Source organism: Jeotgalibacillus malaysiensis (assembly GCF_044789845.1).
In the GTDB taxonomy this organism is placed as follows: domain Bacteria; phylum Bacillota; class Bacilli; order Bacillales; family Jeotgalibacillaceae; genus Jeotgalibacillus; species Jeotgalibacillus malaysiensis_A.
Genome location: NZ_CP085252.1, coordinates 3,413,484 through 3,436,354, shown reverse-complemented (window position 1 = coordinate 3,436,354; position 22,871 = coordinate 3,413,484). Strand labels below are relative to the sequence as shown.

The 22,871-nt window shown below is 43.2% G+C and carries 27 protein-coding genes, 2 pseudogenes and 1 other annotated feature; of the genes and pseudogenes, 17 read left to right on the top strand and 12 right to left on the bottom strand.

What is annotated here, in order from left to right:
• Entirely contained in the window at nucleotides 1-759 is a 759-nt protein-coding gene (locus LG330_RS17780) for a glycerophosphodiester phosphodiesterase (RefSeq protein ID WP_404406255.1), read from the top strand.
• 331 nt (nucleotides 760-1,090) lie between these two features.
• Here LG330_RS17780 and guaC read toward each other — a convergent pair whose 3' ends face one another.
• A complete protein-coding gene (gene guaC, locus LG330_RS17775; RefSeq protein WP_404406253.1) occupies nucleotides 1,091-2,074 on the bottom strand; it encodes a GMP reductase in 984 nt (327 codons plus the stop codon).
• A 159-nt stretch (nucleotides 2,075-2,233) separates the two neighbouring features.
• Here guaC and LG330_RS17770 point away from each other — a divergent pair, with 159 nt between their 5' ends.
• Nucleotides 2,234-2,785, top strand: coding sequence for a DUF488 family protein (locus LG330_RS17770; protein WP_404406251.1), 552 nt, complete (start codon nucleotides 2,234-2,236; stop codon nucleotides 2,783-2,785).
• Between the two features lie 12 nt (nucleotides 2,786-2,797).
• Here LG330_RS17770 and LG330_RS17765 read toward each other — a convergent pair whose 3' ends face one another.
• Entirely contained in the window at nucleotides 2,798-2,968 is a 171-nt protein-coding gene (locus LG330_RS17765) for a Fe3+ hydroxamate ABC transporter substrate-binding protein (protein ID WP_404406249.1), read from the bottom strand.
• Between the two features lie 103 nt (nucleotides 2,969-3,071).
• On the opposite strand from LG330_RS17765, the gene LG330_RS17760 reads away from it, so the two are divergent.
• Genes LG330_RS17760 through LG330_RS17750 form a run of 3 tightly spaced genes read left to right on the top strand, consistent with a single transcriptional unit; the run spans nucleotide 3,072 to nucleotide 3,978 of the window.
• Entirely contained in the window at nucleotides 3,072-3,437 is a 366-nt protein-coding gene (locus LG330_RS17760; protein WP_404406247.1) for a VOC family protein, read from the top strand.
• The gene (locus tag LG330_RS17755; RefSeq protein WP_404406245.1) at nucleotides 3,437-3,856 is read left to right on the top strand and encodes a VOC family protein; all 420 of its coding nucleotides are present in this window, start codon (nucleotides 3,437-3,439) and stop codon (nucleotides 3,854-3,856) included. Before LG330_RS17760 ends, LG330_RS17755 begins: the two co-directional genes overlap by 1 nt.
• Nucleotides 3,853-3,978 carry a hypothetical protein gene (locus LG330_RS17750; RefSeq protein WP_404406243.1) on the top strand — a complete coding sequence of 42 codons (126 nt, stop codon included), beginning with the start codon at nucleotides 3,853-3,855 and terminating at the stop codon, nucleotides 3,976-3,978. The genes LG330_RS17755 and LG330_RS17750 overlap by 4 nt, the downstream gene beginning before the upstream one ends.
• A 73-nt stretch (nucleotides 3,979-4,051) precedes the next feature.
• Here the strand turns inward: LG330_RS17750 and LG330_RS17745 are convergent, their stop codons facing one another.
• Both LG330_RS17745 and LG330_RS17740 read right to left on the bottom strand, forming a co-directional pair.
• Nucleotides 4,052-4,180: a hypothetical protein gene (locus tag LG330_RS17745; RefSeq protein ID WP_404406241.1), complete on the bottom strand. Its 129-nt coding sequence runs from the start codon at nucleotides 4,178-4,180 to the stop codon at nucleotides 4,052-4,054.
• Nucleotides 4,181-4,223: 43 nt separating this feature from the next.
• Nucleotides 4,224-4,595, bottom strand: a complete 372-nt coding sequence (locus tag LG330_RS17740; protein WP_404406239.1) for a VOC family protein — start codon at nucleotides 4,593-4,595, stop codon at nucleotides 4,224-4,226.
• Nucleotides 4,596-4,703: 108 nt separating this feature from the next.
• Here LG330_RS17740 and rbsK point away from each other — a divergent pair.
• The 5 genes and pseudogenes from rbsK to argS all read left to right on the top strand — a co-directional run bounded on the left by rbsK (nucleotide 4,704) and on the right by argS (nucleotide 9,432).
• Nucleotides 4,704-5,555: pseudogene (gene rbsK, locus LG330_RS17735) on the top strand (ribokinase).
• Between the two features lie 18 nt (nucleotides 5,556-5,573).
• Complete coding sequence (locus LG330_RS17730) at nucleotides 5,574-6,134, top strand: hypothetical protein (protein ID WP_404406237.1); 561 nt, start codon at nucleotides 5,574-5,576, stop codon at nucleotides 6,132-6,134.
• 89 nt (nucleotides 6,135-6,223) lie between these two features.
• Nucleotides 6,224-6,883 carry a helix-turn-helix domain-containing protein gene (locus tag LG330_RS17725; protein WP_404406235.1) on the top strand — a complete coding sequence of 220 codons (660 nt, stop codon included), beginning with the start codon at nucleotides 6,224-6,226 and terminating at the stop codon, nucleotides 6,881-6,883.
• Nucleotides 6,864-7,442, top strand: a complete 579-nt coding sequence (locus tag LG330_RS17720) for a PIN domain-containing protein (protein WP_404406233.1) — start codon at nucleotides 6,864-6,866, stop codon at nucleotides 7,440-7,442. Before LG330_RS17725 ends, LG330_RS17720 begins: the two co-directional genes overlap by 20 nt.
• A gap of 40 nt (nucleotides 7,443-7,482) precedes the next feature.
• Nucleotides 7,483-7,694 (top strand) — a binding site (T-box leader).
• Between the two features lie 49 nt (nucleotides 7,695-7,743).
• Nucleotides 7,744-9,432 (top strand): arginine--tRNA ligase, encoded by a 1,689-nt coding sequence (argS, locus tag LG330_RS17715; protein ID WP_404406231.1) that lies wholly within the window; start codon nucleotides 7,744-7,746, stop codon nucleotides 9,430-9,432.
• Between the two features lie 119 nt (nucleotides 9,433-9,551).
• On the opposite strand, the gene LG330_RS17710 is transcribed toward argS, so the two are convergent.
• Complete coding sequence (locus tag LG330_RS17710; RefSeq protein WP_404406229.1) at nucleotides 9,552-10,367, bottom strand: GNAT family N-acetyltransferase; 816 nt, start codon at nucleotides 10,365-10,367, stop codon at nucleotides 9,552-9,554.
• Between the two features lie 140 nt (nucleotides 10,368-10,507).
• On the opposite strand from LG330_RS17710, the gene LG330_RS17705 reads away from it, so the two are divergent.
• Entirely contained in the window at nucleotides 10,508-10,966 is a 459-nt protein-coding gene (locus LG330_RS17705; protein WP_404406227.1) for a DIP1984 family protein, read from the top strand.
• 290 nt (nucleotides 10,967-11,256) lie between these two features.
• On the top strand, nucleotides 11,257-12,294 hold the full coding sequence (locus LG330_RS17700; RefSeq protein WP_404406225.1) for a P1 family peptidase: 1,038 nt from the start codon (nucleotides 11,257-11,259) through the stop codon (nucleotides 12,292-12,294).
• A gap of 36 nt (nucleotides 12,295-12,330) precedes the next feature.
• Here LG330_RS17700 and LG330_RS17695 read toward each other — a convergent pair whose 3' ends face one another.
• Together LG330_RS17695 and LG330_RS17690 are read right to left on the bottom strand one after the other, a co-directional pair.
• Nucleotides 12,331-12,786, bottom strand: a complete 456-nt coding sequence (locus tag LG330_RS17695) for a hypothetical protein (RefSeq protein ID WP_404406223.1) — start codon at nucleotides 12,784-12,786, stop codon at nucleotides 12,331-12,333.
• A 2-nt stretch (nucleotides 12,787-12,788) separates the two neighbouring features.
• Nucleotides 12,789-12,983, bottom strand: coding sequence for a helix-turn-helix transcriptional regulator (locus tag LG330_RS17690; RefSeq protein ID WP_404406221.1), 195 nt, complete (start codon nucleotides 12,981-12,983; stop codon nucleotides 12,789-12,791).
• Nucleotides 12,984-13,156: 173 nt separating this feature from the next.
• Here LG330_RS17690 and LG330_RS17685 point away from each other — a divergent pair, with 173 nt between their 5' ends.
• Both LG330_RS17685 and LG330_RS17680 read left to right on the top strand, forming a co-directional pair.
• Nucleotides 13,157-15,067, top strand: a complete 1,911-nt coding sequence (locus tag LG330_RS17685) for a 3'-5' exonuclease (RefSeq protein ID WP_404406219.1) — start codon at nucleotides 13,157-13,159, stop codon at nucleotides 15,065-15,067.
• A 16-nt stretch (nucleotides 15,068-15,083) separates the two neighbouring features.
• Nucleotides 15,084-17,957, top strand: coding sequence for a DUF3427 domain-containing protein (locus LG330_RS17680; RefSeq protein ID WP_404406217.1), 2,874 nt, complete (start codon nucleotides 15,084-15,086; stop codon nucleotides 17,955-17,957).
• A 24-nt stretch (nucleotides 17,958-17,981) separates the two neighbouring features.
• Here the strand turns inward: LG330_RS17680 and LG330_RS17675 are convergent, their stop codons facing one another.
• Nucleotides 17,982-18,383, bottom strand: a complete 402-nt coding sequence (locus tag LG330_RS17675) for a (deoxy)nucleoside triphosphate pyrophosphohydrolase (protein WP_404406215.1) — start codon at nucleotides 18,381-18,383, stop codon at nucleotides 17,982-17,984.
• A 121-nt stretch (nucleotides 18,384-18,504) separates the two neighbouring features.
• Between LG330_RS17675 and LG330_RS17670 the strand changes: the two genes are divergently transcribed.
• Nucleotides 18,505-18,981, top strand: coding sequence for a hypothetical protein (locus LG330_RS17670; RefSeq protein ID WP_404406213.1), 477 nt, complete (start codon nucleotides 18,505-18,507; stop codon nucleotides 18,979-18,981).
• An 87-nt stretch (nucleotides 18,982-19,068) separates the two neighbouring features.
• A complete protein-coding gene (locus LG330_RS17665; protein ID WP_404406211.1) occupies nucleotides 19,069-19,455 on the top strand; it encodes a VOC family protein in 387 nt (128 codons plus the stop codon).
• 234 nt (nucleotides 19,456-19,689) lie between these two features.
• Here the strand turns inward: LG330_RS17665 and LG330_RS17660 are convergent, their stop codons facing one another.
• The 4 genes and pseudogenes from LG330_RS17660 to LG330_RS17645 form a co-directional block, all read right to left on the bottom strand.
• Nucleotides 19,690-20,061, bottom strand: coding sequence for an alpha/beta hydrolase-fold protein (locus LG330_RS17660; RefSeq protein WP_404406209.1), 372 nt, complete (start codon nucleotides 20,059-20,061; stop codon nucleotides 19,690-19,692).
• A 101-nt stretch (nucleotides 20,062-20,162) separates the two neighbouring features.
• A pseudogene (locus LG330_RS17655) lies at nucleotides 20,163-20,444 on the bottom strand (esterase family protein); the annotation flags it as partial.
• Between the two features lie 25 nt (nucleotides 20,445-20,469).
• Entirely contained in the window at nucleotides 20,470-20,775 is a 306-nt protein-coding gene (locus LG330_RS17650) for a nucleotide pyrophosphohydrolase (protein WP_404406207.1), read from the bottom strand.
• A 105-nt stretch (nucleotides 20,776-20,880) separates the two neighbouring features.
• Nucleotides 20,881-21,441 (bottom strand): sugar O-acetyltransferase, encoded by a 561-nt coding sequence (locus tag LG330_RS17645; protein WP_404406205.1) that lies wholly within the window; start codon nucleotides 21,439-21,441, stop codon nucleotides 20,881-20,883.
• Nucleotides 21,442-21,669: 228 nt separating this feature from the next.
• Here LG330_RS17645 and LG330_RS17640 point away from each other — a divergent pair, with 228 nt between their 5' ends.
• Nucleotides 21,670-22,809 carry a M50 family metallopeptidase gene (locus LG330_RS17640; RefSeq protein ID WP_404406203.1) on the top strand — a complete coding sequence of 380 codons (1,140 nt, stop codon included), beginning with the start codon at nucleotides 21,670-21,672 and terminating at the stop codon, nucleotides 22,807-22,809.
• Nucleotides 22,810-22,871: the final 62 nt, after the last annotated feature.

The window sequence follows — 22,871 nt, the reverse complement described above, 5'->3', positions numbered from 1 at the left end:
ATGACAACCTATTATGCTCATCGCGGGGCAAGCACGATGTGTCCTGAAAATACAATGGCCGCTTTCAGACAGGCACTGCGTGAAAAAGCCGACGGAATCGAAATTGATGTACAGCTTTCAAAGGACGGAGAAGCAGTTGTCATTCATGATGAAACCGTAGACCGCACAACTGACGGAACAGGCGCTGTCAAAGATCTGACCGTGCTTGAACTCAAACAGCTTGATGCAGGCAGCTGGTACAACCAGGCATGTAAGGACGAAACCATTCCCCTTTTAGAAGAAGTGCTGAAATGGATCTCCCGGACAGACCTCAAGCTGAATATTGAGCTGAAAACCGACCGTGAGTCATATCCGGGAATTGAGCAGGTTGTTATCGATGCAGTTAAACGCCATGAGTTAAAGGAGAGAGTCGTTCTCTCTTCTTTTAACCTCGAGACATTGAGGCGCGTGCGTGAGATCAGTCAGTCTGTCTCGATCGCAGTCCTCGTATGGGATAACGTTAACGGTATCGTAAAATGTGCGCGCCACCTCGGTGCAGATGCCATCCATGCGCGACCCGGGTTCATGCACACAGCAGAATCACTGCGCGCAGAAGCAGCCGGTCTGCCAATCAGGCTTTACACGATCAATGAGCCTGAAGATTTGAAAGGCATTGCGCCTGGGTTTATCGATGCAGTGTTTACTGATTCGCCGGTGCGGTTGAGGAAGGCGCTTGGTGATACAGCGGGGACGGAGGTTGCTGTATCGATTTTGGAATGATTCTAAAAGTGGTGCAGGCCGGGACGGAGTTAAGTGATTCATTTTTGTAATGATTACAAAAACGGAACACTCAACTCCGTCCCCACTGTGCCGCCCGCTGCCCGGCGGAACCCCTGCTGCCGGGCAGCATAGAAAAAGCGGCTGGTATGCGCGCCAGCCGCTTTTTTGCATGTTTATGGGGTAGGTCAAATGGGATGAAGTGTCGAAGGTGGGCGGCTGAGTGTCGAACATGACTTATGATACGTCGAACATCAGCTGTTTTCCGCCGAACACCACATGTTTTCCCTCGAACATCGCGCAAAATTCTCCGAACGTTCACGAACCACCAAACTCAATAAACCTTATCCCCATTAAAAATCGAATTCTTCACCACAACATAATCCACATGCTTAATCGACTCAAGTGTTTTACCGCCTGCATATGAAATCGATGACTGCAGATCCTGTTCCATTTCAGTCAGCGTGTCTTGAAGGGAACCTTTATGCTCAACGAACATTTTCTTACCTTCAACGTTTTTCTTTTCGCCTTTTTGGAATTCTGAAGCTGAGCCGAAGTATTCTTTCACGCGTTTGCCGTCTACTTCAGTTGTTTCGCCCGGTGATTCTTCGTGACCTGCAAATAGAGAGCCGATCATCACCATTGATGCGCCGAAGCGGACTGATTTTGCGATATCGCCGTGGGTACGGATGCCGCCGTCAGCGATGATTGGCTTCGTTGCTGCTTTTCCACACCAGCGAAGTGCTGCTAATTGCCAGCCGCCTGTGCCAAATCCGGTTTTGATTTTCGTGATGCATACTTTACCAGGCCCGATGCCCACTTTTGTTGCGTCAGCGCCGGCGTTTTCAAGCTCTCTGACTGCTTCAGGTGTACCGACGTTTCCGGCGATCACGAAGCTTTCCGGCAGATGCTTCTTGATATGTTTGATCATTTCAATAACGGCGTTCGAGTGACCGTGCGCGATATCGATTGTGATATAGTCCGGTACGAGATTAGCAGAAGCAAGCTCTTCGATAAATCCGTATTCTTCTGATTTCACACCGACACTGATCGACGTAATCAGGTTTTTTGCCTGCATCTCTTTGATAAATGAAATACGTGCTTCCGGTTCGAAGCGGTGCATGATATAAAAGTAACCGTTTTCAGCTAAATGCACTGCAATCTTTTCATCAATAATTGTCTGCATGTTTGCCGGAACGACCGGCAGCTTAAATGTGTGCTTACCAAACTTGACTGATGTATCGCACTCTGAACGGCTGTTAACGACACATTTTGCGGGAATTAATTGAATATCTTCATAATCAAATACGTTATCCATATAAAACACCCCTAAAAGCGAATGATTTTTTATTTTTATAATAAAATTGTTCGTACATATCATAATTTACATCATATTGTTTCTCCTGTCAAAGTTTTCTGTCATTCCTTTGCAAATAAGGGTAGAGGAAATATAAAGCGTTTTGAAAGGAGATCAGCGATGAAAATCTACACAATCGGTCATTACAATCACACCGAAGAAGAATTCCTCCATATGCTGAACGTTGCAGATATCAATTTTATAGCAGATGTACGTGCTTTTCCGGCGAGTCGGAGAAGCCCTCAATTTAAAAAGGAGAATTTGCAGGAGTGGCTTCAGCAATCAGGGATAGGCTACCGGCATTTTCGGGAGCTTGGCGGCAGAAGAAAAATCTCAGGTGAGGTTGGGGAGGATCTGAATGCAGGATGGGAAAACAGGTCATTTCATAATTATGCGGATTATTCGCTCACGGATGAATTCAAGCTTGGTGTTGGTGAGCTCGTTAGCCTTGCTGAGCAGGAAAATGTCGCTTATATGTGCTCGGAGCGCCATCCGACCAGGTGTCACCGGCTGATTATCAGTAATTGGCTGCAGGCAAACGGCTGGGAGGTGCATCACATTGTTCCGGGGGCAAAAGGTGAACCGGAGCTTGTAGCGCATGAGCTTGGTAAATGGGGAGCGGTACCTGTTATTGAGGACAGTGGTGAGGTTGTCTATCCCCAAGTGAAATAAGAGGGCACCAGCTTAAGCCCTCTTTTCAAAACATGCTTCACACAAAAACGATGCTTCATTTCTTAAATACGCTTTAATTTCAGTGAAGCCTTTTCTTTTCGGATAGCGCAGTTTTGCATACACCTGCTCGTCTCCCTCAATTTCCCTGCCGCAATTCGTACATTTTGGTGGGTCAAATAACATGTTGAAAGCCTCCTGTTCTTTCCGTTTTCTGTAAGGTAAAATAAGTGTAGCTGAAATAAAGTGGCCTTACAATTTATTAGGGAGCAGGAAGGGAGAAATAAAGATGATACAGCAGATCGGACAAATTGGGGTACCGGTTAAAGATGTGAAGCGGGCGACAGCCTTTTACAGGGATACTTTGGAGCTGCAGCAGTTATTTGAAACTGAAAATATGGCATTTTTTGATTGTGAGGGTGTGCGGCTGATGCTGACGCTGCCTGAAAATGAGTCGTTTGATCATCCGGGTTCAGTTATTTATTTTAACGTATCTGATATTGAGGAAGCGTATCAGCGTTTAGAGGATCAAGGTGTTTCGCTATTGGACCAGCCCCATGTCGTTGCAAAGATGGGAGATACTGAAACGTGGATGGCGTTTTTTAAGGACAGTGAAGGAAATACGCATGCTTTGATGAGTGAGGTGAAGGTCTGATGAAAAATCAGCTCATCAGAGTCGGAACGTCTTATATTCCTGTGTCCGATCCAGGTAAGTCTGCTACATGGTATCAGGAAAAGCTTGGTGCTGTTATTAACTACGAGGATGATCAAAAAGCCATTTTGGACCTTGCGAATCAGAGCTTTTTTCTTATGAAAACGGAAGGGAATCAGACAGCAAACTATTTGGATTTTGAGGGGAATGAACGTTTTTCTCTCACGTTTGAAGTGGATGGAGAGGCTTCGCTTCAGGCGTTGCAACACACATTAAAAGACCTGGGCGTTCAGACTGGTGATATTGAAAACAGGGGACATGCCGGCAGAAATTTTGTATTTTCCGACCCGGACGGTAATCTGTTTGATGTGTGGAGTGAGCTGAGCCCTGCGTTTAAAGAGAGGTGGGGCGGTTCACGATGAACATTGAACTGGTAAAAGCTATAGAGGCAGACGCAGAAGACATATTAAATATCCAGGTTGAGTCTTTTGCTGAATTGCTTGAACGTTATCAGGACGCTTCTACTAATCCTGGAAATGGTTAAACGACGATGCAACTTTAGTGTATTACAAAAAGTCCGTATAACATCCCAATTGAGATGTTATACGGACTCCATTTTAACACGTATAAAAGTCTCCATCTTCAAGTACGTGCAGCCTTTCTGCAAAGCCGCTTTCCTCAGCAAAAGCCTTCAGCTCTGAGCGGGACAATGCCCAATGATTAACTGCCTCCATATAAAGCGCCACACATGTTTACTCATCCCCTCAGAAACAAGTGTCAAAAACATTCTCACCGGTGCTGATCAATTAAGATCGGATTACCATCCGGATCTTCCAGTGTAATACTTGCAGGCCCGGATCCTGTTTCATCCGCTTCGCTCGTTAAATTGATTCCTGAAGATTTGAGATGCTTTTGCAGCTCGCGAATATCTGTAAATGAATCCAGATTTTCCGCATTTTGATCCCACCCGGGGTTGAAAGTTAACAGGTTTTTCTCAAACATTCCTTCAAACAATCCAATCACTGTCTGCCCGTTTTTTAAAATGAGCCACTTCTGATCAATATTCCCACCAAGTGTCTGAAATCCCAATTTTTCATAAAACGCCTTTGATGCCTGAATATCCTTTACAGCCAAACTGATAGAAAAAGCACCTAATTGCATTTGATAGCCTCCACTTTAAATGAATTTTGATCCTGCTTAAAAAGTTTCGACAACAGGATCTGGAAGTCCTTTAGTGATCAGATTTATAATGGTTATGGGAGTGATGAGATGATTACAGTGGTTGGCAGTTTAAATATAGATTTAGTGACAACAGCAGACAGATTTCCAGCACCTGGAGAGACCATTAGGGGGGCAGGTTTTTCCACAGTATTTGGAGGCAAAGGTGCCAATCAGGCAGTTGCAGCAGCGAGACTGGGTGGCAATGTGAAAATGGCCGGTAAGGTTGGCGATGATCTGTATGGTGAAAGCTACATACAGTATTTAAAAGCAGAAAACATAGATGTTACAAGGGTCAGCAGGGAGTCAGCTCACCCTACAGGTACGGCTGCAATCACAGTGGCTGAAGGAGATAACCAGATTATTATTGTTTCCGGTGCGAATGGAACTGTAAGCAAAACCTATGTGAATGAAAGTCTGAAGGATCTTGAAAAGGGCGTTTTACTCGTGCAGCTCGAAGTTCCTGATGAGGCTGTGGAAGAGGCCATGACAATAGCGAAAGAGCAGGGGGTTACAGTTATTTTTAATCCAGCCCCATTTAAACAGATCCCTGCTGAATGATGGTCACTCGCGGATTATATTATCCCGAATGAACATGAAGCAGCTGCTTTAAAAGCGGACAAATATTTTAAAGAGAGCTACAAAGAAAAATTGATTGTAACCTATGGCAGTAAAGGAGCAGGCTTCGTTGAAAATGGAGTGGAAATACTGATTCCGGCTCCGGAAGTTGAAGCGATTGATACAACGGGAGCCGGTGATACATTTAACGGTGCACTCGCAGTGTTTTTAGATAAAGGGTATGAGTTGAAGCAGGCTGTAGAAAAAGCCGTGCAAGCAGCAAGTTTATCCGTTACATCAGCAGGTGCTCAGGGCGGTATGCCTTATTTGAAGGATCTAAAATGAGCAAAAGGATGAATGTAGATGGCCATTAACCGAAAGCAGTGCCCTTCATGCGGTGCAAAGAATGCAGTGAAAATTTTATACGGTGAACCAACTTATGAAGCCTACCTTGAATCGGAAAACGGCGATCTCAAGCTTGGCGGTTGCTGTGTGTCGCCTGATTCTCCCGAATATCACTGCAAAAGCTGTGATCACGAATGGACGTGGGAAGAAGCAGTGGGCGCAGCATACGATAGAATCATCGGGTTAAATGCTTCAGTGGGCGGCTTTTTTGGAGGGTTTTACGAAGTGAATATTCATTTTGAATCCGGCAATATAGCCTGGAGGCATATTGACAAACGGTATGAAAAATCTTTGACACAGTCTGAACTGAAGCAGTTTAAAGAAGAATTGAAAATGTTGAATCTTTTGGACTGGAAATCGAAGTACATGATGGAAGGTATCCTGGACGGCACAAGCTGGAGTGTGGAGATCGTAAGGGATGGCAGAAACCTGAACAGGTATGGAAGCAATGCGTTTCCTGAGGAGTGGGATAAGTTTTGTAAATTGATACAGCGTATAGCTGATAGAAAATTTTCTTAAAGCATTTCTATGTAATCATTGTTGGATATGTTGATTTTGTTTATAATTTATTAAAAATAAAATATAATATAAAAAACGGAGGTGTTCTGATGATTCATAACAGAGATGTGGCACTTTGGGAGGCGGCAGAAGCACTGATTCATGCCAACAAAATTGAAGAGGCAATCTCAGTGATTGATACAATTTCGTCCTATATTACAGGCAATCAAACATCAATTTTAAATCAATCAAAAGTTCCAATGAAAAATAAAAAGCATTTTGATTTAGAGCAGTTAGACCGTCTTAAGAGACTTTCTGTAGAGGTTTCAGATTTAAAAAAAGTCAATCAACCTGATCGTTTTCAAGAAAAACTTGTTGAGTACCTTGATGGAATTGTTGATTTTTTAAGTGTTGATCATGCTCATGCCGCTCAGTTGCGGAAGTATTATTTCAGTCCACTTATCCGGGTAGCAGCAAATTCCGATCAACAGGTCAGCTTAGAAGAAAGTCCTTCCAGGGAAATTTCAAAGGAATTCTATACTTCTTCTGAAACTGCGCTGATTCTCGGAGTGTCTGATCAGACTGTCAGAAGAATGTGTGACAATGGGAAGTTTCCTGAGGCGAACCGGACTGATGGGGGGCACTGGAGAATTCCTGCGAAATATTTTAAAGTATCTCCACAAGAAGTATTGCATGCTGAGCAGAAATTAAAAAAGGTTCATTCAAAAGCATTGTCAGGAGGGCTGGTGGATGAGTTTGATGTATCGTGATCCTCCTAAAGTATTAATAGACACTACTGTGCTTTGCGGTGCGATCAGGCGTCCTGGAGGCGTCAACGAAAAAATCCTGAAGCTTGGTCGTACCGATCTCCTTTACAGGCCTGTCATTTCTAAGTTGTGTCTGCTTGAATTTTACCGTAAAGCAACCGAAGGCCTGGGACTGGTTACGTTTACCCCGAAAGAAATTGAAACTTATATCCACTACATGATTTCCCCAATACTTGAACTTCATCCACCCGTTAATTCCGCTGTAGGTCGTTACTCCATTGAAACGGTTATACGAGAACATCGGCCCCTGAAAGAAGTGCTGGAATTATTATCAGGTTACACAATTGAAGAAGCAGATGATTTTGCCGCATCAAGTGAGCTTGAAGAACCGCTTCATCAATTTGATCAAAATGATTTTCATGTCTGGATCACAGCTGTTCAGACAGAGTGTGATTTAATTGTAACCTCTAATACAAAGCGATTTCCTAAGCATATAGGCAATATTAAAAGGATTCACCCTTCAGATTTTTACAGGTTAATCATAGAAGACTCATTAAAATAATGCTTGTATTCCCCTATCATATGGCTATAATAGGTAAAAACAAACGTCAATGACAAAGAGAGTAGCTTGCTGTGGATGTGGAGCGAGCCGGGGATGGTGGGAGCCCGGTTGTGAAGCAGGGAGTGAAGCGCACTTTGGAGATGCAGGTCTGAAACAAAGTAGGAGCTGCCGGGGAGAACCCCGTTATCAATTTGAGTGGTTGTGAAAACAATGAGAGTGGTACCGCGGACGAATCAAACGCCCGTCTCTTTTCCTGTATGGAGAAGAGATGGGCGTTTTTTATTTTGAAGGAGGGGTTTTGGTGGACTATCAATCGTTATTTGCAGAAGCGTTATACAAACAGTTAAAGGACCAGCTGGATCAGGAGAAAATCCTGCAACTGATCGAAAAGCCGAAATATGATGACATGGGCGACTATGCTTTTCCATGCTTTGAACTGGCAAAAGTTTTTCGGAAAGCACCGAACCAGATTGCCGGGAACCTCGCTCAGCGGCTTGAACTGCCTTCCCTTTTTAAAAAGGTAGAAGCGGTCGGCGGCTATGTAAATGTCTTTTTAGATCAAGCGGAAGTATCAGCTTCGGTGGTTGCAGAAGTAATTCAGTCGAAAGCAGGATACGGCATGTTAAATCATGGCAACAGAGAAGTCATCACGATCGACTTTTCCTCTCCGAATATCGCGAAGCCCTTTTCAATGGGACACCTGCGCTCAACTGTAATTGGTCATTCTCTTGCGCGGATTGCTGAAAAAAACGGCTTTGATGTTGTACGCATTAATCACCTAGGTGACTGGGGTACGCAGTTTGGAAAATTGATTGCGGCGTATAAACTTTGGGGGAATGAAGAGAAGATCCGTGAAAATCCGATTAAGGAGCTTCTGACGCTTTATGTAAAATTTCATGATGAAGCGGAGCATGACGAGTCTCTGATTGACGAGGGACGGCTGTGGTTTAAGCGTCTTGAAGACGGAGATCAGAAAGCGCGCGATCTGTGGAAGTGGTTCAGAGAGGAGTCACTGAAGGAGTTTAACAGTATTTATGAGCTGCTCGGCGTTACGTTTGACTCAACGCAGGGAGAGGCTTTTTACAATGACAAAATGGAGCGGGTTGTGAAGCTGCTTGAAGAGAAACAGCTTTTAGAGGAATCTGACGGTGCCCTTGTAGTGGAGACGGCTGAAGGGATGCCGCCCTGTCTGATTAAAAAGAAGGATGGCACCACGCTTTATGCAACGCGTGATCTGGCAGCTGCGATCTATCGTCACGAAACTTACGGGTCATCGCGGTCGCTCTATGTTGTTGGCAATGAACAGACGCTGCATTTCAAGCAGCTGTTTGATGTGCTTGGAAAGGTGGGCTATGAGTGGAGTCGTGGGCTGAAACACGTTCCATTTGGCATGATGCTGAAAGACGGAAAGAAGATGTCTACGCGAAAAGGGAAAGTCGTGCTGCTTGAGGAAGTGCTGAAGGAAGCAGTAGAACTTGCGCGCCAGAACATTGCAGATAAGAACCCCTCTCTTGCTGAAAAGGAGCGGGTTGCGTACCAGGTAGGGACAGGCGCTGTGATGTTTCATGATTTAAAAAATCACCGTTTGAATGATGTCGAGTTCTCGCTTGATGCAATGCTGAAATTTGAAGGGGAGACCGGGCCTTACGTTCAATATACACATGCACGCGCTTCTTCTATTTTGAGAAAAGCAGATTATCAGGAAAGCACTGAACCACTGGTTTTTGAAAATGATCAGGTCTGGCGCGTGGTTAAGAGTCTGATGGATTTCCCAGAGGCAGTTAAGCGTTCATTTGATGGGAATGACCCTTCTCAGGTGGCTAAATATGTACTTGATTTAGCAAAATCATTTAATCAGTATTACGGTAATGTGCGGATTTTGGATGCTGCGGAAGGCAGACAGGAAAAGCTGGCGCTGGTTCATGCGGTACAGGTTGTGTTGAAGGAAGGGTTGTATTTGCTTGGGGTTGAGGCGCCTGAGGAGATGTAAAAGTAAAAAGGAGGCGGAGTCATGTCAGCTCCGTCTCCCATGTATTCATCATTAAACAAATTCGATCCATCAGTCTGCACAATCCTCTGACGATCGGTTTCTTTCACAAAAGAAAACCTTTATGATTTGTACGTATAATAATCCTGTGCGTGATATACTTCAAACCCGCATGATTCATAAAGCTTTAAAGGACCTTTATTCTCAGCCTCAACTTCAAGGTGCACATCACGTCCGTCCGCCTGCAGCTGATTAAGCACGCTCAAAAGCGCATTCCTGCCAATTCCTTTTCCCCTTAATTCACCGGGTACCACGAATCCGTAAATCCAGTACTGTTCATTCATCAGATGGATTCGGAGCTTACCGGCAGATTGACCATCCCATTCAATAATATATGAAACGGTAGAGACGTCTTCAGTCTCTGCATCGAAAAACTGTTCCACTTCTTCTCGCGGAATTGAAAAACCGTCCGCATCAAGGTCGATCTGAAATGCCCGGTCGGCTGGCTGTGCTTTACGTAAAGTTAGCTTTTCAGAAGAGGTCGCCACAGTTTTCTGGTTCCACTTCATCTGGTATTCAGTCATTTTATAAGCAGCGCCGGTTTTTTGAATAAATGCTTGTCCGGCACTCGATGAAGCGGGTGAATTAAGCAGAACCGTCTTATATCCTGCCTCCTTCATAAATGTGAGCGCTTCTTTGAAAAGTGCTGAGAAAATTCCCTGCCTTCTGAAATCAGGATGAACCATCCCGCAGACTTCAGCAGTCGCTCCAAAATCATATACGCCAAGGAATCCAACGAGCTGCCCGTTTTCAGTATGCTGGAATACCTTTGCACCCTGTCCGCTTTCAAGCATATTTTCATTCAATTTCAGCTGGCAACGGTCGTGTTGCTCGCAGATTGTTTTGAGTGCTGTGATTTTTTTCATTGTTTCTGACATGTGATCACTTCTTTTCTTTAAAAGATATTGTATAAGATTACTTTATTATATTTTCTAAAGTTTTGGTGTGTTTTTGGAAATATAACTATCTTAATGCTAAAATAAGGTAATACATAATCGATGCTGAAGGAGAGATTCTGATGAAACTGGCAGAAGCGCTGATTACACGTGCGGATTATCAAAAGAGAATTGAGCAGTTAAGGCACCGGCTGATCCAGAATGCAAGAGTGCAGGAAGGGGAGCAGCCGAATGAAGATCCGAAAGAATTGCAGGAAGAGCTTGAGCAGATTTTGAGTCAGCTGAAAACACTGATTCAGGACATTAACCGGACCAATTTAGAAACGGCATTTGACGAAAAACGTTCACTGGCCGATGCGTTAACGGAACGTGAGCTGATTGGACAGGAGCGTCGTATTTTCAGCGAGCTTGCAGAGCAGGCTTACATGCGTCACGACCGGTACTCACGGTCAGAAATTAAGTCGGTTTCTACCATCAGTGTGAAGGAAACGCAAAAGCGTGTTGATGATCTTTCGCAGGAGTACAGAAAGCTTGATACGAAAATTCAGGAGCTGAACTGGCTGACTGAATGTGTGAAATAAATGTAAGCAGGTAGCGATTGAAAAGGCGAGTACCAACCCACCAATGGGCAAATTGGAATCTATTACAATGGTACGGGTTCAGGGGCAGCCCTAATGGTTCGAGTCCTGTATGACAATTGAAGCCCAGTACAATGTACATGATGACAATTGCGATTTTACGATTCACAACCAGGTACTGATTTTCATATCGTGAGGGTGGGTATGGGGCATTTAACTTCCGGCATTTGCCGGGAGTTTTTTCATGGGAGAAATCGTATTTATTGAAAATACATCATAAAGAGGTGTTACGTTTGAAAATCAGAAAAAGAGGAATCAGCATCGGCCGTTTGCCGGTCGGTGAGAAAAACTGTATTACAGACGTCAGCGGTGTAAAGGTAGGGCATGTCACTATTGACCATAAAATAGGTGAAGGTCATGATCGTTCCTGTACAGGAGTGACTGCAATACTGCCACACGAAGGCAACCTGTTCCGCAAAAAAGTAACGGCTGCAAGCTATGTGCTGAACGGCTTTGGTAAAACAACCGGACTTGTGCAGCTCAATGAACTTGGCGTGTTAGAGTCACCAATCATGCTGACCAATACATTCGGCGTGCCTGCAGTGACGCAGGGTACACTTGAATACATGCTTGATCAGAACCCTGAAATCGGTGAGACAACCGGTACGGTAAATGTCGTAGTCGGGGAATGTAACGACAGTTATTTAAATTCGATTCGTCAGTTTCCGGTAAAACCCAGGCACGCACTTGAAGCGATCGGGCGCGCATCCACAGAGTCTGCTGAAGAAGGTGCAGTTGGTGCGGGTAAAGGAATGGTCTGTTTTGGCTATAAAGGTGGGATCGGAACTTCTTCGAGAGTTGTTAAGACAGCGGATGGCCCATATACGGTCGGCGTGCTCGTGCTGAGTAACTTTGGTCAAAAAGAAGAATTTCTGCGTGAAAAGTACGGCATTACATCAAATGGAGAAGGCATTGCTGAAACAGCTGACGGCTCGATCATGATTGTGCTTGCAACAGATGCCCTGCTTAGCGACAGGCAGCTTCAAAGGGTGGCTAAGCGCTGTGGCATCGGTCTTGGAAGAACAGGCAGCCACTTCAGTCACGGCAGCGGTGATATCGTAATCGCCTTTTCAACCGCTCATAAAATTCCGCATGAATCAGATTCGATCGTGGAAACAAGACATCAGTTGAGGGAAGATCATCCGTTGATAAATCACTTATTTACCGCGGCTGCAGAAGCGACCGAAGAAGCGATTTTGAATTCACTTTCCCAGGCCGAGACGACGAGGGGGAGAGATGGGCGGCTTGTTGAAGCATATCCGTTTAATTAAAATGAGCCGGTCTCATTATGTGAGATCGGTATTTTCTTATAAAAGTTCTTTATTTTTTCTGTACGAGCGTTTTAATGATATATAGCTTGATAAAAACATAAATAGCCCTGCAGTCGTCAGTAAGCCGATGATCTCGAACCACTCTGCAGTATTATTCGGGAAGTGAACCAGCGGTATGTAAAATGCGATAAAGATCGTCACAAAAGAAAATGTTCTGATCAAAAGGAGTTTTCGTTCTTTTCTATAAGCCTCTTTTGAAGCGACTTCTGTATATTCAATCCCGGAAGTGATATACCTGCCGGAAACATATAATACAAACACCCCGATAGAGATTAACAAAACGGTCTCAGCATCTAAATTTAAAAACTGATTTAAAAAAGTCATACCGATTAAAGAAAGCAGAAGGATAATTGCACCTTCAGCAAGAAAAGCCATGATCTTCTTTTCTTTATACTCATCATCAGGCAATAAAAAATGAATCCACGTTTTCATTTCTACTCCACCTCCCAAAATAAATCATCCAGCGTTTTATTTAATTCCTTTGCGATTGAGACACACAACTGAAGGCTCGGATTATATTCACCTTTTTCAATCAGTCCGATCGTCTGTCTGGTCACACCGGTGCGCTTTGCCAGCTGTTCCTGCGTAATAGAAGCCTGGATTCTCGTGATTTTCACATTGTTTTTCACATTTTCACCCACGTGATGTAAGATATAGTTTACATATGTAATTTATATATTACATATCCTTCAATATAATGTCAATAAAATATATATGAATTAGCTGAAATCCAATAATATGTAAAAAAACCTCACTTTATATAGTATAATAGACACAAATGTCGAAAAGCGGAGGGTTTCAAATGGCATATACAGTACCGGAAACGATCAGATCAACAGCTACTGCAGGAGAACGGCTTCTGTTTAGAACGTTAAAAGAATACCTGCCTGATGATTATATTGTGTACTACGAACCGAACGTGCTTGGACGCCGGCCTGATTTTGTAATTGTTGGTCCAGATCTGGGTCTGGTCGTACTTGAAGTAAAAGATTACACAAAAGGCACGCTGTTTCAGCTGAATCAGGATGAGTGGATCATTGTTTCTTCTTCAGGAGAACAGGTTAAAACAAAAAGCCCATTGCTGCAGGCACGGGAGAATATGTTTCACCTGGTTAATGCGTTGAAAAAAGACAAAAATCTGCTTCAGCTTGAAGGGAAATTTGCATCTTATTTAAAGTTTCCATATGGATCCGGTGCTGTATTTACACGTCTAACCCAAAAAGATTTTATTCAAAATGATCTGTATCGCATTGTAGATCCATCTCTTTCGTTAACTAGAGATGAAATCAATCCAGATGATGAGTCATTTTCAGAAGAAAATCTGATAGAAAAGATTTTAAATATGTTTACAGTTCCTTATCGTCTGCGTGAGCCTTTATCCAAAGAAGATATTGATGCGATTCGCTATCATTTGTTTCCTGAGGTTCGGATCAGTGCTGAGTTTAAGCCAGCTTCGCCGTATCAGGACCAGCTGCTGTTATCTTTACATAATGTGAAAGCGATGGATCTGCATCAGGAAAATATGGCAAAGCAGATCGGGGATCAGAACAGATTAATCCGCGGTGTAGCGGGAAGCGGTAAAACGCTGGTGCTCGCAAGTCGTGCCAAGCTGCTGACGAAGGATCATCCTGACTGGAAGATTCTCATCCTGTGCTACAACATTTCTCTGTCACGCTTTATTGAACAAATGGTCTCTCAGATGATGACTGAGCCGGATAACTTGTTTGATTTTGATGAAGAAGCAGGTCTGACAAAGCATCAGATTGAAGTGAGGAATTTTCATGCCTGGCTGAAGCATGACGTGAAGTGTAAAGAGCAGGATATTCCTGAGTTAATTAAAAAGTTACGAAACAAAGAAGCAATCTTACCAAAGTACGATGCGATTTTGATTGATGAAGGTCAGGACTTTGAATCTGAGTGGTTTGAGCTTGTCAGTGAACTGTTGAATCCTGAAACCAAATCACTTCTGCTAGTGGAAGATCGTGCCCAGTCCATCTATAAAAGGAAGCGCAGTTATGTCCAGGATACCGGACTGGACTTTCGTGGTCGTTCAAAAATTCTGAGTATCAACTATCGCAATACTGCTCAGATCGTAAAGTTCGCCTGGGATTTTTATCAGTCGCAGTCAGCCTTAAAAAATAAAGTCGTGGCGAAGGAGCTCGATGGTGAAATTATAGCGCCGCAAAGCACGAAACGAAAAGGCTTTGAGCCTGCCATTTTAAAAACTGATTCTTTCCAAAAAGAAGCAAATATTGTAGCTAGACAGATGAAGAAGCTGCATGAACAAAAGAAGATTCCTTATTCTGAAATGCTGGTGTTATACCGCGTAAAGAAAACGTATGAGATGAACTATATTGATGTTCTAAAACGCGAACTGAAAAAAGCAGGTATCAGCTACTACTGGCTTACTGAAAATAGCGAATCCAAACGCAACTTTCTAAAAGATGATCAAATGGTTAAGATCAGCACAATTGAAAGCAGTAAAGGACTCGATTTTCAGGCAGTATTTATTGTAAATGTTGATAACATGCCATTTGTGCTGCAAGATGACGTTGAGCGGGAGGCTTCACTTCTCTATATTGGGATGACCAGAGCGAAAGAGTATTTGTGTTTGTCTTACTCCGGGGAGTCGGTGTTTACGGAGTATTTTGATGCGGTATTGGCTGAGCGAGTATCCTTTGAGAAAGCTGAGAGAAATGATGTCATAAATTAAGGAGGGTTGAGCTAGTATGAATGAGATGATTAAGCAATTACAACATTCACTTGAAAAAGGGTTTATTAATAGAAACCATACGCAGTTCAGCCGTTTTAAACCTGAGCTTCTTGTGAATCAGCCAGGAAAGCGTCAGGATGTTTTGACTTCTTTGACTGATGAGCTCAAGGCCTGCCAGTCGTTTTTGTTCTCTGTTGCATTTATAACAGAAAGTGGGCTGGCAACTTTAAAGTCTTATCTGCTGGATCTCCACGAAAAAGGCATAAAGGGAAAAATCCTTACATCCACTTATCAATATTTTAATCAGCCAAAAGTTTTTAGAGAGCTACTGAAACTGAAAAATGTAGAAGTGAGAATAGCTGAGGTAGAGGGCTTTCATTCAAAAGGTTATATCTTTCAGCATGATGAGTATTATTCATTAATTGTCGGGAGCTCTAACCTCACAGCTAATGCCCTAAAAGTAAACTATGAGTGGAATGTGAAAATGACTTCTCATGAGAATGGAGATATTGTTCACCATTTCAGAGATCAGTTTCAAGACATGTGGGATCAGGCAGTTTCCTTAAATGATCAGTGGATTGACAGGTATGAAAAAGCTTTCCGGGAAAATCTGCCTGACCGTGTTGCGGATTTTCCTGGCACTTATACAGTCAATAGATTAAAAGATTCTCTTGAGATTGAGCCTAACAAAATGCAGGATGCAGCGCTCCAGGGAATTGTGGAAATCAGGAAGGCAGAGGAGAAGCGGGCGCTGATTGTCTCAGCAACGGGAACGGGGAAGACGTATTTGGCTGCATTTGACGTCAGGAGGGTACGGCCGAAACGAATGCTTTTTGTAGTTCACAGAGAGCAGATTCTGAAAAAAGCAAAAGCGGATTTTCAGCAGGTACTTGGTGGAAATGAAGCGGAATTTGGCATTCTGTCAGGTACAAGCCGCGATACGAATGCAAAATATTTATTTGCTACCGTACAAACCATGTCAAAGCCTGAAACAATGGCGCAATTTGATCCTGGTGCGTTTGATTACATATTAATTGACGAGAGTCATAGAGCAGGATCACAAACCTATCAGCGAATGATTGATTACTTTGAGCCTGATTTTATGCTTGGCATGACGGCCACCCCTGAAAGAACAGATGGATATGACCTGTTCAAACTTTTTCATTACAATATTGCTTACGAGATCAGGCTTCAGGAAGCGCTTGAAGAAGATATGCTTTGTCCGTTTCATTATTTTGGGGTAACTGACTTAGAGATTGATGGAACAGAGCGCGAGGCAGAGGTGTTTCGTCATCTGTTATCAGAAGAACGGGTCAATCAGATTATAGAAAAAACAGATTACTATGGCCATTCAGGTGAAAGGGTATGCGGGTTGATGTTCTGCAGTTCAAAGCGAGAAGCGTATGCGTTATCACTTGAACTGAATAAGAGAGGTTACAGAACGATTGCACTTACAGGAGATGATTCACAAGAGAAGCGTTCTGAAGAAGTGACCAAACTTGAAGAGGGACAGCTGGATTACATTCTGACAGTTGATATTTTCAATGAGGGGATTGATATCCCGAGTGTGAATCAGGTAGTGATGTTAAGGCAAACGGAATCCAGCATTATTTTCATTCAGCAGCTTGGGCGGGGGTTAAGAAAACACGATACAAAGGATTTTGTAACAGTTATTGACTTTATCGGCAATTATCAAAATAATTACCTGATTCCAATTGCGCTTTCCGGTGACCGCTCTCAAAATAAAGATGCTGTCAGAAGAAAAATGATTGATCGAAGTTACATTAAAGGAACATCAACCATAAATTTTGAAGCAATTGCGAAAGAAAGAGTCTATGCTTCTATTCAGCAGGCTAAATTGACTCATATTTCTGTTATGAAGGATGCTTATCAGGAGCTGAAAAATAGAATTGGCCGGATCCCGATGATGGAGGACTTTTATGACCATCATTCAATTGATCCCGTGGTAATTGCTGATAAAAAAGATCATTACGGAGCGTTTTTAAAGGCAATGAAGGAAGAAACCCCTGAGTTATCACAACATCATCATCAGGTGCTGACTTTTCTATCAAAAGAAATACTATCTGGTAAAAGAATTCATGAGGCATTGTTATTATGGAATTTGATAGAATCAGATAAAATGAACGTTGCGAGCTTCAAAGAGATCTTAGAACATGAAGGTGCGAGGTCTGATATTAACACGTTAAAATCAATGGATCGGGTATTGAATCTTACTTTCTTTAAGACTGCTGACCAAATGAAATACGGTAGCGAGCCATTGATCGTATTAAAAGACGATCAGTATACTCTTTCTGGAAAATTAAAAGAACTATTAGAAAATCAGTGGTTTGCAAAACTTGTAAAAGATGTTCTCGCAGTTTCATTAAAAAGAGGAAAACTTTATGATCAGAGCGTTCCTTTAACCAGACTTCAGAAATACTCGCGTAAAGATGCATGCTGGCTGCTGAATTGGGATAAGGATGAGCAGTCAACGATTTATGGATATAAAACCAAGCATAAAACGTGCCCAATCTTTGTAACCTATCATAAGCAGGATGATGTTGAAGCAAGTGTTAATTACGGAGATACATTTATTAATCCGGAAGTTTTTCACTGGTATACAAGAAGTCGAAGAAGAATGACATCAAGCGAAGTTTTAGAGATTACGGAGTCTCAGCAAAGAGGAAATACACTTCATCTATTTGTGAAAAAAGACGATGATGAGGGTGGAGACTTTTATTACGCTGGTGAAGTGACGCCTGATTCTGATTCAGTGGAAGAAACTGTGATGCAAAGTGGCGATGAAAGCTTGCCGGTTGTAACGATGAATCTGATGCTAGAAGAAAGCATAGACCGTCAAATCTATGATTATCTGCATGAGCAAGTATAAAAGCAAAGGGGCTGCCCTTTGCTTTTATACTTTTATTCGGTTCATTACATCTTTAACAGCGGGAATGTCAGCAGGTGCCCAAACTAATGATTCGAGATTCTCGCGAGGCATCCAGATCAACTTAGCATGCTCTGTTGCGATGGGTGTTCCTTTAACTAATTCTGCTTTTAAAGAAATCAGTTCAATAATAAATGAATCGTATTCATGTATATTTTCATTAATTACATGATAAGCTTTGATCTCACATTCAAGCTCTTCAGCGATTTCTCTTTCAAGTGCCTCCTGCAGGTTTTCTCCTTCTTCAACCTTTCCACCCGGAAACTCCCACATATTTGGGATTGCCATATCTTGAGCGCGCAAAGCGCATAAGATTTCATTCTTTTCATTTTCAATCACAGCAGCTACAACTTTGACTTTCTTTTTCATATCGACAACTCCTGATCTGGTTAGTATAAATTCATCTTAACATAAGCAAACACCACATTAACTACCAGTCAATTCCTGCTATAATAAACACAATGATTTCTCCAGTAAAGGAGCCCAATACATGAAAAGTCTAATCTCCTATTTCAAACAAAGAAGATTCCGTAACCATTTCATTAACACACTCTATGAATTTCACGGATTATTGCTATCGAATATAAATGAAAAAAAGATCAAAAAGGCGCAAAAGCAGAATAAGCCGATTGATCCTCATTATCTGACGATGATCAGAGCAGCTCGCATTACGTCAAAGGTGCAGAAAATCTCCGGAGCGAGGGATGGGGGAGAACTGCTAGCGAATCTGCTGTATTCTGAGACTATTCTGATGAAGCAGGTGCTACAGGCTAAAAAAGACGGGCTGTCGATCAGAAATGAAACGATTCAGGAATCGATTGAGGAAATTGCCATTGGGTTTGAGAAGACAGTCGACCATTTCTATGAGCTCCGGACTGAGGGTATGAGAGAAGAAATGATGATCAGCAGGGAACTCAGAGCGCAGCGGGAACGGATGACGGTGCATAAAAGAATTGATCATAAGTAAAGGGTATAAGGCGATTGACCGTCCTTATACCCTTCGCTTATATATAACTAGTGCATTAAGCTGTAAATACATAAGAGGAGTGACACAATGATTCATCATATTGAACTGTATGTATCCAACTTAAAAAAGTCCACCGAGTTCTGGGGGTGGCTGCTTGAGGAGCTTGGCTACGAATTGTTTCAGGAGTGGGAGAGCGGCAGGAGCTGGAAGCATGGCGAGACGTATCTGGTGTTTGTGCAGACTGAAGAGGCATACCTGGGCGTTCCTTACCATCGCAAGCGCACAGGGTTAAATCATCTGGCGTTTCATGCAGACTCGCGTGAACACGTGGATGAGCTGACGGAGAAATTAAGAGGTAGAGGCGTGAGAATTTTATATGAAGACAGGCATCCTTTTGCAGGTGGAGAGGATTATTATGCAGTGTTCATGGAGGACCCTGATCGGATGAAGGTTGAGATTGTGGCGCCTCGGTGAAACAAACAAAGAAAGCCGCTGTCTGGAGTGGACAGCGGCTTTCGTGGTGTGTAATTGAATCAGCCTGCTGCATATTTGGATCAGCAGGAGCAATAATAGCATCAGCACCGTGGATTATTGATTCATCGCAGCACTCACTGAGCATAATTGCATCATCAATGGATTTAATTGGTTCACCAGAGCGCATCATTGAATCACCGCTCCAGTTAATTGAACGCCGCTGCTCAGCTCGTGCTAGAGCCACTCCAGCACACGCTGAATCTTCATATCCCAGTAAGCCCAGTTATGATCACCCGGGCCCTCTTCATATGTCAGGTCTAATCCGCGCTCTTCAGCAAGCTTCTTAAAACGAATATTATCCTCATACAGAAAATCTTCAGTCCCGCACGCCTGAAATAATCTTGGTAACTCGCCTTCAGCCGTCTTCACTAAATGCAATAAATCATTTTCAGTCCCTTCAAGCACTGCATGATCGCCAAAGGCATTGTCATACTTTCTGTCTTTTCGCACGCGGTCCGCCATATCAAGCGCACCTGACAGGGAAGCCGCTGCCGCAAACTTTTCAGGCTTACGGAGTGCGAGCTTGAATGCACCATATCCGCCCATTGAAAGGCCTGCTGCAAAAGTATCCTCCCGTTTAGTAGAAACGGAAACGCCGCTTCAATAAAAGCAGGCAGCTCTTCGCTGATATATGTCCAGTAGTCATGACCATGCTTCATATCTGTATAAGCGCTTAGGTCCGCACTCGGCATGACAACAGCAATTCCCTTCTCATTTGCATAGCGTTCAATCGACGACCAGCGCATCCAGCATGAGTAGTCATCTGAAGCGCCATGCAGTAAATAAAGTACAGGGAATTTCTGATCACCGTATGAATATGTATGTTCCTCTGATAATGTCTTCTGATCCACGCTGATTGGCAATACAACATTTACAGCTGTCTGAATGCCAAGGGCTGTTGATGAAAGGTTGATTTCAAATAAAGGCATTGTGATCGCTCCTCCCAAATAAAAGCTATTTTTTAACCGGATACTTGATCCCGTTCTTCTTAATCTTTTCTCTGATAATCTCTTCTACGTCCAGCTCAAGCACGCTGCTGAGTGTAAATGCATAAATCAGTACATCTGCAATTTCATCTTTGATGTTATCAATATTCTGCTCAATCGCCTGTTCACTGCTTTTCCATTGAAAATCCTCCAGCAGCTCTGAGGCTTCAATAGATAGCGAAATCGCTAGATCCTTCGGGTTATGTGCTTCTCCCCAATTTCTTTCTTCACGGAAATCATTGATAGATTGAATGATGGCATCGATTTGATTCACATGCGTCAGTCCTTTTCTTTTTTTAATACTATCATATTAGAATTGCCATCAAATTCAAATGAATTAAAATGATAGTAAAGCGATTAATGAGTCAAGGTCCTACTATTACACATTAATCTCCTTAATCACCCTCGCAGGATTCCCTCCAACCACTACATTTGCAGGAACATCCTTTGTCACAACAGCCCCTGAAGCAATCACCGCATTATCACCAACTGTAATGCCTGGGTTAATCACTGCATTGCCGCCAATCCACACATTATGTCCAAATGTGATCGGCTTCGCATACTCCCTGCCTGAATTCCGTTCAGCCGGATCAAGCGGATGAGTCGCTGTATAGATCTGAACGCCTGGTGCAAGCATACAGTTATCGCCAAAGCGGACTTCACATACGTCTAAAATCGTGCAGTCGAAATTAGCAAAGAAATTCTCGCCTACGTGCGTATTGTAGCCATAGTCAAACCGGATATTCGGCTCCATATACACGTGGTTGCCAGTTGACCCAAGCAGATCCTTCAACATCTCAATGCGTTGTTCCCCTTCAGATTCAGTTGTCTGATTGAACAGGCGGACTTTCCTTCTCGCTTCCTCACGCTCACTCATTAAAATCGGATCAGCCGGGTCGTACATTTTACCTGCAAGCATTTTTTGTTTTTCAGTTTTCATTCGGGTCACCTTTTCTGGATGGATTTTTTATTAGTTTCTCATTTTTGGGGGTTGGGTGGCTAGTGGTACAGGGGCACACTGGGGACGGAGTTCGGTGTTTCATTTTTGGAATCATTCTAAAAGTGGATCAGTCAACTCCGTCCCCGCTGTGCCGCTTTTTATGAATCTTTCCTGCAAACCCGCACGTATATAAACCAACTACTGCTTTCTCAGAATAGGAGTGTCACGATGACTCAGTTTACAGAAAAAGAAACGGTGCAGCCGAAGTCGAAGTTCAGGACGCAGGGTGTACAGGCGATTTTCGGGCTTTTAATGGGTGTGTTGATTTCTTCCTTCATGTTGCGCGAAGAAGTGAGTATCACCATTCTCAGCGCATTGTTTATTTTGCTTATCGCTGTAATCAGTTTCGTGATCAGCCTCATGGTTCATGAAACGGGGCATGCGGTTGGTGGAAAGCTTGGCGGGATGGAAGTGATGAATTTATCATATGGTCCGCTTGTGTATGCGAAGGTCAACGGGAAAAGTCGCATGTTCTTCAAGCTGCCTGCATTAGGTTATATTGGCCGGGCGATGATGCGCTTTCCTGACAGGATTCCGGAAGAGGAGATGCGGAAAAAGCTGCTGCGTCTGATTTATGCAGGACCGGTTTCAAATATGGTTACTGGTGGGGTTGCGCTGGTATTTGCATATTTTATATGGCCATCAGGTGCATTGTTAACTTTTGCGATGGTTAGTCTGTTCCTTGGTTTAACGAACCTATCAAACATAGAAACTCCGACCGGCGTGCTGACAGACGGCAAAATGATTGCTATTTTAAATGGAAAAGAGCCTGGGGCAGAAGTGATTTTTGTCAGCTATCAATTACTGCAGGAGGATCCTACAGGTACTGGTAGATGGAAGAAGGAAACGATTGAGAAAGTGGAACATATCATCAAGCGTTATTCGGACTGGCCGCTTGCTGCGTCGTTATTGGCCACTCTTGGTCCTTATTATTACACGTCTGATCCGGAGCGCTTTCTTGAGCTGACTAAGGGAAGAGCATTTAAAAAACGAATGAATAAAGCGATCGTGCTTCAGGATATGATTGACACTGCAGCGGCAACAGGTCTTTACTTTGCTGGAAAACTGCATGAAGAGCCTGATATTGAAGAGAAGATTCAGCTGATCAGTGATAAAAATGAGGTATCACGTCATATGCGGGATGCTTACCTTGCAATCATACATGATGAAAAGAAAGAGGCATTGAACGCGTTGGATAAAGCTGATCAGGCTATCGGAGAGTGGCATCCGCTTTATCTTGAAGGTGCAGGCGAACGGAAGGTGACCCAGGAGATTCGCAACAGATTACAGCTTGATGAGGTTCTTTAAGGGCACACCGGGGACGGAGGTTCTTGTACCGTTATGGAATTTTCTGCATAATTGATACAGCA

Excerpts from the sequence above, each read along its gene's own strand:
- LG330_RS17675 (WP_404406215.1), bottom strand. The coding sequence starts at position 18,383 with ATGAAAAAGAAAGTCAAAGTTGTAGCTGCTGTGATTGAAAATGAAAAG.
- LG330_RS17760 (WP_404406247.1), top strand. The coding sequence starts at position 3,072 with ATGATACAGCAGATCGGACAAATTGGGGTACCGGTTAAAGATGTGAAG.
- LG330_RS17670 (WP_404406213.1), top strand. The coding sequence starts at position 18,505 with ATGAAAAGTCTAATCTCCTATTTCAAACAAAGAAGATTCCGTAACCAT.
- LG330_RS17730 (WP_404406237.1), top strand. The coding sequence starts at position 5,574 with ATGGCCATTAACCGAAAGCAGTGCCCTTCATGCGGTGCAAAGAATGCA.
- LG330_RS17685 (WP_404406219.1), top strand. The coding sequence starts at position 13,157 with ATGGCATATACAGTACCGGAAACGATCAGATCAACAGCTACTGCAGGA.
- LG330_RS17765 (WP_404406249.1), bottom strand. The coding sequence starts at position 2,968 with ATGTTATTTGACCCACCAAAATGTACGAATTGCGGCAGGGAAATTGAG.
- LG330_RS17740 (WP_404406239.1), bottom strand. The coding sequence starts at position 4,595 with ATGCAATTAGGTGCTTTTTCTATCAGTTTGGCTGTAAAGGATATTCAG.
- LG330_RS17640 (WP_404406203.1), top strand. The coding sequence starts at position 21,670 with ATGACTCAGTTTACAGAAAAAGAAACGGTGCAGCCGAAGTCGAAGTTC.
- LG330_RS17705 (WP_404406227.1), top strand. The coding sequence starts at position 10,508 with ATGAAACTGGCAGAAGCGCTGATTACACGTGCGGATTATCAAAAGAGA.
- LG330_RS17660 (WP_404406209.1), bottom strand. The coding sequence starts at position 20,061 with ATGGGCGGATATGGTGCATTCAAGCTCGCACTCCGTAAGCCTGAAAAG.
- LG330_RS17750 (WP_404406243.1), top strand. The coding sequence starts at position 3,853 with ATGAACATTGAACTGGTAAAAGCTATAGAGGCAGACGCAGAAGACATA.
- LG330_RS17680 (WP_404406217.1), top strand. The coding sequence starts at position 15,084 with ATGAATGAGATGATTAAGCAATTACAACATTCACTTGAAAAAGGGTTT.
- LG330_RS17770 (WP_404406251.1), top strand. The coding sequence starts at position 2,234 with ATGAAAATCTACACAATCGGTCATTACAATCACACCGAAGAAGAATTC.
- LG330_RS17695 (WP_404406223.1), bottom strand. The coding sequence starts at position 12,786 with ATGAAAACGTGGATTCATTTTTTATTGCCTGATGATGAGTATAAAGAA.
- LG330_RS17710 (WP_404406229.1), bottom strand. The coding sequence starts at position 10,367 with ATGTCAGAAACAATGAAAAAAATCACAGCACTCAAAACAATCTGCGAG.
- LG330_RS17780 (WP_404406255.1), top strand. The coding sequence starts at position 1 with ATGACAACCTATTATGCTCATCGCGGGGCAAGCACGATGTGTCCTGAA.
- LG330_RS17755 (WP_404406245.1), top strand. The coding sequence starts at position 3,437 with ATGAAAAATCAGCTCATCAGAGTCGGAACGTCTTATATTCCTGTGTCC.
- LG330_RS17665 (WP_404406211.1), top strand. The coding sequence starts at position 19,069 with ATGATTCATCATATTGAACTGTATGTATCCAACTTAAAAAAGTCCACC.
- LG330_RS17725 (WP_404406235.1), top strand. The coding sequence starts at position 6,224 with ATGATTCATAACAGAGATGTGGCACTTTGGGAGGCGGCAGAAGCACTG.
- guaC (WP_404406253.1), bottom strand. The coding sequence starts at position 2,074 with ATGGATAACGTATTTGATTATGAAGATATTCAATTAATTCCCGCAAAA.
- LG330_RS17645 (WP_404406205.1), bottom strand. The coding sequence starts at position 21,441 with ATGAAAACTGAAAAACAAAAAATGCTTGCAGGTAAAATGTACGACCCG.
- LG330_RS17720 (WP_404406233.1), top strand. The coding sequence starts at position 6,864 with ATGAGTTTGATGTATCGTGATCCTCCTAAAGTATTAATAGACACTACT.